Origin of the sequence: Bradyrhizobium canariense (genome assembly GCF_019402665.1) — a bacterium.
Lineage (GTDB): Bacteria > Pseudomonadota > Alphaproteobacteria > Rhizobiales > Xanthobacteraceae > Bradyrhizobium > Bradyrhizobium canariense.
This window is the reverse complement of sequence record NZ_VSST01000023.1, coordinates 1-6,469: the sequence shown is the minus strand read 5'-3', so window position 1 is coordinate 6,469 and position 6,469 is coordinate 1. Positions and strand designations below refer to the sequence as shown.

At 59.6% G+C, this 6,469-nt stretch carries 6 protein-coding genes and 2 pseudogenes; 4 read left to right on the top strand and 4 right to left on the bottom strand.

Annotated elements, in window-relative coordinates:
* On the bottom strand, window positions 1–504 hold a 504-nt coding region (locus FXB41_RS13780), incomplete at its 3' end, for a helix-turn-helix domain-containing protein (RefSeq protein WP_219682160.1).
* A 200-nt stretch (window positions 505–704) separates the two neighbouring features.
* Here FXB41_RS13780 and FXB41_RS13775 point away from each other — a divergent pair.
* A pseudogene (locus tag FXB41_RS13775) lies at window positions 705–1,101 on the top strand (LysR family transcriptional regulator); the annotation flags it as partial.
* 368 nt (window positions 1,102–1,469) lie between these two features.
* Here FXB41_RS13775 and FXB41_RS41945 read toward each other — a convergent pair.
* The 3 genes from FXB41_RS41945 to FXB41_RS13760 are packed head-to-tail and all read right to left on the bottom strand — an operon-like array spanning window position 1,470 to window position 2,867.
* Window positions 1,470–1,931: an SEC-C metal-binding domain-containing protein gene (locus FXB41_RS41945; protein WP_376707500.1), complete on the bottom strand. Its 462-nt coding sequence runs from the start codon at window positions 1,929–1,931 to the stop codon at window positions 1,470–1,472.
* Window positions 1,931–2,710 carry a YkgJ family cysteine cluster protein gene (locus tag FXB41_RS13765; RefSeq protein WP_219682158.1) on the bottom strand — a complete coding sequence of 260 codons (780 nt, stop codon included), beginning with the start codon at window positions 2,708–2,710 and terminating at the stop codon, window positions 1,931–1,933. Before FXB41_RS13765 ends, FXB41_RS41945 begins: the two co-directional genes overlap by 1 nt.
* A gap of 4 nt (window positions 2,711–2,714) precedes the next feature.
* On the bottom strand, window positions 2,715–2,867 hold the full coding sequence (locus FXB41_RS13760) for a hypothetical protein (protein ID WP_219682157.1): 153 nt from the start codon (window positions 2,865–2,867) through the stop codon (window positions 2,715–2,717).
* A gap of 1,162 nt (window positions 2,868–4,029) precedes the next feature.
* Here FXB41_RS13760 and FXB41_RS13755 point away from each other — a divergent pair.
* The 3 genes and pseudogenes from FXB41_RS13755 to FXB41_RS40675 all read left to right on the top strand — a co-directional run.
* Complete coding sequence (locus tag FXB41_RS13755) at window positions 4,030–4,758, top strand: hypothetical protein (RefSeq protein ID WP_219682156.1); 729 nt, start codon at window positions 4,030–4,032, stop codon at window positions 4,756–4,758.
* 384 nt (window positions 4,759–5,142) lie between these two features.
* On the top strand, window positions 5,143–5,397 hold the full coding sequence (locus FXB41_RS13750; protein ID WP_219682155.1) for a hypothetical protein: 255 nt from the start codon (window positions 5,143–5,145) through the stop codon (window positions 5,395–5,397).
* Between the two features lie 92 nt (window positions 5,398–5,489).
* Window positions 5,490–5,723, top strand: a pseudogene (locus FXB41_RS40675) (tyrosine-type recombinase/integrase); the annotation flags it as partial.
* Window positions 5,724–6,469: the final 746 nt, after the last annotated feature.

Here is a 6,469-nt window from a genome sequence, read left to right as displayed (position 1 = left end):
CCCACCCCGGAGGAATACGCAGTAGCGGCCATTGCCGAGCTTGAACTCGCCCTTGAAGTCGGCGCACCAGAGATCATTGGGGGCCGTCCCTTGCGACAGCGGCGTGCCGCGCGCACGGTGGCGCGGTCCGCCGCCGCGTTTGACCAGGCCGTGGCGATCGAGCACCGCATGAATGGTGCTTTTGGCCGGCACGCGAACATCGCCATCGAGCCGGCGCACCAGCAACTCGCGGATCTTGCGCGCACCCCAATGCGGCTTCTCGGCCTTGAACTGGACAATCAGGGTCTCGATCTGGGCCGGCAATTGGTTGGCGTAGCGAACCGGCCGTCGGGAGCGGTCGTTCAGCGCCTCGAACCCGTGTTCCTTGTAACGATCGAAAATCTTGTAGCCGGTCTTGCGGGAGATGCCGAACTCCCGGCACACATCCGTCATGGCTTCCCCGTCCAACAGCCGGGCGACAAAGCGAAGGCGCTCTTCCATTACCGAACTCGCTTTCCACGGCATCTACACCTCCCGCAGAACAAAAGCGGAAAGTGTAACCCATGTGTCCGGTACGAACTGTCACCTATGTCTCGGGTCGCTCAGGGCCGCAGTTACTGGCGCGCCATTGGCTCGAGTCACGTCTGAGTTCGGCGTGTCGAATAATTTGCCTTGCGGAAAGCGGCAACCAAATTCGTAGGTCTCTTTTCCGATATGTGCCAAAACTGGATCGGCTGCTCCAGCTAGAGATCTTCGCCAAGACCGCCGAGCTCGGCAGCCTGTCCAAGAGCTGCGGACATTCGGCGGATGTCGAACGCGGCCGCGAGCCGACACCTGAGCGGACTGGAGGAGCGGCTCGCGGTGCGGCTGATCGAGCGCAACACGCGCCGGCAATGGCTGACCGAGGCAGGGCAGGATCTGTTGCAGCGTTGCAGCCCGCTCCTGAAGGATGGCGTCAGAGACCGCGCGCTGTCGCCCAAGCGCATGCTGCGCGTCACGAGTTCGCTGTCGTTTGCGATGATCTACATGGCGCCGATGCTGCCGGCATTTCGCAAGCTCTACCCTAAGCTCGACGTCCAGATCATCGCGGCCAACCGCTATCCCGATTTCCTCGGGGCCGGGTCTCCCTCCGGCGAAAGCCGGCGAGGACCGCCTTGTTGGATTAGCCAAATTGGCGCGTAGCAGTCCTTATGGACAGCCATAAGCCAGTACTCAGCTTGGGAAGCTCGATGTTCTCAAGGACATTCAAAGTGTTAGCTGCAAAACCAGCGCCAATTCGCCCCAATCCCATCAATACCTTACGCAGTGCTCGCAAAAACCGAGCGCTGATCATCCAGCGCGACGACGGAATGTTCCAGATCGGGGTGGGCGATGGCGCCCTCAGTCCGTTCGAGACGCGTAGCTTCGCTGAAGCTGGAATGGAGGCGCCACGCCTCCTGAAATGCGAAGGGCCGCCTCGGCAAAGGCAGCCCCCAATCGCAAATTCAACTTCAGCACCGACACAAATAGCACCCCCGCGCAGGCCCTACAAGCGTTGCAGGCGCGTCGCCTGAGGGCGGACTTCCATTTGCCGCCAGCGACTGCGGCAGCCGTTGCGGAACTCGCCTTTGGCCGGGCGGTGCCGCAATGACGGTTGCGGAGGAGACCGCGCCCGGCGCGACGCTGCAGACTGCGGCGGCGGTGAAGCTGCATGCCGACATTGCTCCCTGCGAATCGCCGGACCATCTCGACGCGATCTGCAAGCTGGTATGGGCTGCCCATTTCGCCAACGAACTTCCGGAACACGAGGCTACGTTCCTCGCGGCCTGCATCCCGCTTTGCCGAGCCTGCCCCCGCATCTCTGCCTCGCGCCGGCGGCGGAGGACTTCATTTCGCTCGTCTGCCCCCTTACGCCCGTGACAATGCTTAAATTTCTTGCCAGAGCCGCATGTGCAAGGCGCGTTTCTCTTCATCATCCGCTATTTGAAGACCATCTCATAAAGCATGGCGTGGCCGGGCGATTCTTCGAAGGGGACGGCGTCCTCTTGAGTGAGTGCTGCCGCAAAGATGTCCCCCCGGATAGCCAAGCTCTCTCCGCGTCTGGCGTATTTAGCGCGAGCTGGAGTGCGCTGTTGAGCTCGTAGCAGACGTGCGAAAGGCCCGCTCCCTTCAATGCGACAGAAAGTGCAGTTGAGTAAGCATCGCGCCCGACGATGTACATCATCGGGGTGGGAATGTTCTCGTCGGTGAGGTTGGTGTACGAGCGCCGACAAATCTCTGCGTCGGCAGACGAAGCCAGCCTGCAAAACAGGGGGCGGTCCTGGTAGACGGAGCACTTATCAGCTTCGAGGAGAGGACACGGGTGAGGATTGTAGGGTCGTTGCTCGTGCGAGAACGACTTGGTGATTTCATGCGCCTCCCGCACGCGAGCGCCGGCCCGCGACGATAGACGCTTTGCAAGAAAAAGGACTTCAGGTGCTGTGGCGCTCACCCAAATGTTGCAGCAGTGGGAGCATCCGCGACCGCAAGCGATAGGAATGTCGGCCATACCCTTCACCGTCAAATCGATCTTCGAGAACAAATACTCCAGCGTTTCATCGACGCTGAAGCTCTGCTTGGCGCGACCGAGATGGCCATGAATCTGTCGCGCCAACTCCGCGACAATAAACTCGTTGAGCGCGGATGGGTCGATCCCGCCCGCGACGGCTTTTGGCGCTTGCTTCTTCGCTAGGCGACGTTGATTTCGATCCATACCCTCATCCCAACTCATTCGCTATCCGCTTCAACTTGCGAATGGCGTCATCGAGCGCGCTTTGCGCTTCGTCAGTCTCCTTATTCTCGATGTGGTTTTGAACGTCTGCGAGCTCTCGACGAATCACCCGCATGATTGCTGCTGCCGCTACTGACATGAAATCCTCCGGCGCAAAATGCCATATCTAGAAAGCAGGCATCAGATCGCAACCAAAGCGCGAGCGCAAGTCCTACGCGCTAAATACGCCGAATGATCCGCGCCGGGGTAACAGCGATGACTTCACGGCACGCTGCAGTCGCGTTGTCGTCAATCCGGTGCGGAGGAAGCATTTGCCCCGACCAATAGTCACGGACCCGGTTGAGGTCGACCAAAGGCGTTTGTGGTTGGAGACTTCGCCAGTCAGCAAAGTGCTTCGGGGCTTGGGCGTCGAGCAGCTCAATCTCATAGGGCAGTATCGTGGCCTGTCGGCCATCCGAAGTGGCGTAAAAGCGTGCCTCATATTCGTCGTCAAGAAAAAGAGCGAGTCGAGGCGCGATGGCTTTTGTGCGAACTCTTGGTTCCTGACGTACTCAAAAACCGCCTTCCGGAACGCCTGATTGTAAGGCCAGCCGGTTAGGCGAACAATGCGCCCCCAGTTGCCGGGAGTCGACAGCGCCGGGTTCGAGCATCGTCGAGGAGCAGTGGAAGTAGGGCACGGAATGTCCAATCGAGCGAAAGACAGGCCCTAGCTCCGAAACGATTCGGCGCAAGCAGCACAGCCCGTTCGTACCCTGGGAAAAAGTACGGGTGCACAGACGCGCCGAAGCGCCCCTCGAAAGGGCTGATTTGGTTAGCGGGGTAGGGTGTCCGTGGGCGTCGAAACCCGGACCAGAGCTATAGCCGCACATCTTTGGTCAGGATGCTCCCGATCGGCGTCGGGGGTGACGGCTGAATGCAGACATCCCGCCGGGACCTTTGCGACGGACGCACTTGGCGGTGCGGCTCCGAACCCTGCCTTTATGGCCGGTGTCGGGCGTGCTGTCCAGAGGGGCAACCCTTAAAGGCGCTCGGCTCATCGCTTTGGCGAGTTTCGCCCCCCGGCTGCAGCGGCTGTCCCGCTGCGTAGAACGGCCCTCAAAAGCCCTGAGCCACAGAGCACCACCATGATCAGCAAACGACCGTACAGCGCCCCAGGCGCCGCCAGATTGTCATCCCCTCCGCTGATTCCGACCAGCTATCCAGACGCATCCCTGCCCGCCCGCGAGCGCATCGAACCGGGTGCCGGGTCCGCGGATTCGTTGATCGGGACTGGATCACCAACTTTGAGTCGGAGGCTCCTTATGAACATGTTCGTCTCGTCTGCGGCAGCGGCGGGCGCGCCAGCCGTCGCCATGAACTTGGCTCCCCATGAGCCTGTCGTCGACCACCAGGGCATTTTGGCCCGGGTTGAGCAAATCGTCGACGTGCTGCGGACCCGTTATATTTGCGAAGGCTGGCAAATGGACGAGGACGGGGCAGCGCGCGCTTTGAACTATTTCCGTCGGCATGTGGAGGGGCCCGGTTTCAAGGACGAAGACGAGGACACGCTTGAATTCACTCGCGTGCTGGAATTCTTCAGATCGCATGGTCAATCTCTCGATTGGGCGCACGACGGCGATCTCGCTGGAATGATTTGTAGGCTGGCGAAAGTATCCCCGCGTGGAGGCGCTTTGGGCGCCAGCTGCGTCAAGGCCGACCCGACCTTCGCAGAAATCGAGGCTCATAAGAAAGCGAGTGCAGACTACTCGGCTGCAATTCGCGATGTGGTACCAGGCACCCTTGATCCGGATACGGTGAAGGAAGAGACGTTCGGCGACCGAGAGGCTGAAGTCCGGCACGAACTCGCCACAAGCGTTCCCACAACATTGCCCGGACTGCTCGCGATGCTGACCTACGTCGAGGACGTCTCCAGCGGAAAGTATTCGGCGAGCGGACGGCCGGACAATGCTTTTGACAGGAACGACCTTTTGAACGTCATCGTCCGCGCGCAAGATTGCCTTCGTGACCACTCAGCCGGCTCTGCCGTCTGACGCCCACCGGCTTGGATGAATCGATGCCCGGTTCGCGCCGGCGGGCTTTCGACCGTCTAGTCCGCCCAAACTGTGGCAGCTATTCCCGACAGGGCTGTTTCCGAGTGAACCTGTGGGCGAGCTGGGGAAAACGGAATGAAAGGCTGAGAATGTGGCTTTGCGGGCCTAAACCCGGCTAACGCCAAATCAGCAACACACGGAGTCTCGCATGTCTATTGGACCGCACAGCGTGAAGCCCGCCGACATTCGGAAGACCGTGGACGTTCTAATCGCTGCCTGGAATCCAGCGTGTTGAAGTTGATCGCGGCGGCAAGATCACCGTTACCACCGGGAAACACCCGCCCGCGGGTGCGGTTCAGGCGACCGCGGATTGAGGGAACGGGTATGATCTCGCTAGTATTCGAAGATGTGGTTGGGGAAGCCGTCAAGATGCTGAGGTCGACCGACCGATTCCCTCATCGCCGAAAGATCACCTCCAAGACCTTCGCCGACGCAAGATCCTTCAATCTAATCTCAGGCACGCTGTTCAATTTGGTGCCTGCCGGCGGCGGCTGGACTGTCGGGGATCACAGGCTTGCGCACGAAGCTATCGGCCAAGAACTTCTGGTGCAAAATGCGACCATTCAGATGGTTTGCTGAAATGCGTGAGCAGATGCGTAAGCCAGCACTCAGACGCCGCCTGAATGCTGGCGCCGCAGCGCTAGAAGCCCGCGGGTGCGCACGCCATCGAGCTCGGCAAGATCGCAGGCAATCCCTGTGAAGGCATTAGCACCTCTACAACAACGATCGTTCGGAGATCATCTGGACCGATCTCTGACGTCGCGCGGATCAGGAAGGCCTGCTCTGCCGAAATCGCCCACGCCGTTGATCTGGCCGGGCATACTGGCTTGCGCCTAGGCGACTTGCTGCGTTTGTCCTGGTCTCATGTTGGCGAGGACGCGATTGTGCTGACGACCGGCAAGACGAGCACACCGATTCAGCAGGCCCACCAGTACACTGAATTGTTTGTCAGGGATCGGTCTGAAGGCGGGCGATTCGCGTTGTATGTGGGCAACGACCACGTTCAAACTGCCCACGATCTTGTACCACTCGAACAGTATCGCCCTGTAGTCGCCTGTACAATGATTACCTTTTCGTCGGCGAACGAAGGCGGTCTGGGCAGCAGGTCAAACTTCGGTTCGTCGCTCATAAGCACATCCTAGCGTAGACATCTCGTCGCGCCCCCTCTCCAAATTTCTACCGATTGTTATATTTCCTCGGGCGAGGCTGGTTGGACCCCGCACACATCTAATTTTCGCACAATAAGACAACGCGACCGCCGTTGTCCGCTGCCCTGGCAGCGTCACAGCAATGATGGCCGCACTCATAGTGGTCGTTTGCTGTCAGCGTTCACAGAGCGCGTTGACGCCACGGCCCCCAGCGGCTGACATTGATGAAACCTCAAAGCGCTGCAACAGATGCTGCTCTGCAATAGAAACACCCATTGGTTGTCGCACGATCATCGTTATAGGATAGGTGTGGCTTTTGGGCCGTGGATTTTCCTAGCTTCAGTTGTTGTCGATCCAATTTGTCGAGAAGGATCAAAAAATGCTTCGAGGGCATGCTGTCGTTAAGCCGTTTTCCATAGCAATCTTACTCTCGCTAGTCGCACTTGGCTGCTGGCCGGTTCTCGCCGAGCAACCTCGCCGGTCTGCGGAATCCGAGGCAAAGC